The 833-nt window shown below is 46.3% G+C and carries 1 protein-coding gene; it reads right to left on the bottom strand.

Annotation, left to right across the window (positions count from 1 at the left end; genetic code table 11):
- On the bottom strand, positions 1 to 833 hold an 833-nt coding region (locus VT06_RS18295), incomplete at both ends, for a hypothetical protein (RefSeq protein WP_046555494.1).

Raw genomic sequence — 833 nt, 5'->3', positions numbered from 1 at the left:
AGGCCGTCGATATAAAACGCATCTGTCGCCTGGCCACTTCTGACATCTGTGCGCCGGTATAGCTGGCGGTCGGTGCCATAGGCAAAGTCAGTATAATCCGTGCCCTGCGTAACTTTTGATGGTTTATCAAACGCGGTATAAGTGAAGCTGCGTTTGCTGTCATTGGTTACGTTGCCGTTACCATCGTAACTAAAGCCGTAATGCTTGGTACCGGTAAAGCCACTACCCGACCATACTTCGGTTAAGCGATTGGTCTTAATGCTGTCATATTTGTAGTAGCCGGTATTTTGTTTATAGGTAATATTGCCCCAGTGGTCGTAGTTATAGCCTTCGTTCATTCGCAAGCTGGCAGGTAAAGCGTTATAGCCAGTACTGTTATTAAGGTTACTAATGGTTCTGGTTTTTACCCGGTGTAAATCATCATAAGTAAACACTTCAGTAAAACCGGCGTTGCTGCCTACCCCAAAACCTTGTGTCCGCTTTTCTACATTGCCAACAAAGTCATAATCGTAATCCAGACTGTGTAATGCACTGCCGCCTTTATTGATGGATAAAGTGTCAAGCCAGCCGCTTTGCGCGATATAGCTGCGTGACTCCACCACGCCATTGGCATAGGTAATACCGCTGGCCTGGCCGCGTGCATTAATGGCTGAGATGTTCTGGTAAACAGTGCCTGTTTTATGGTTGCTAAGCTGCTTTAATGCACCGTTCTGGTAGCCGTGCTTTATCACAATATCGTCAGTAGTAGGATTGAGTGACCAGCTGGGGTAAGTTAATAAGTCTAGTCGCCCGTCTATGTCATAAGTGCTGCTAATGCTAAAACTATGACCTGC

Origin of the sequence: Arsukibacterium sp. MJ3 (genome assembly GCF_000987765.1) — a bacterium.
Lineage (GTDB): Bacteria > Pseudomonadota > Gammaproteobacteria > Enterobacterales > Alteromonadaceae > Alishewanella.
Note: the sequence above shows the minus strand (reverse complement) of the source record. Positions and strands in the feature narration are given on the sequence as shown.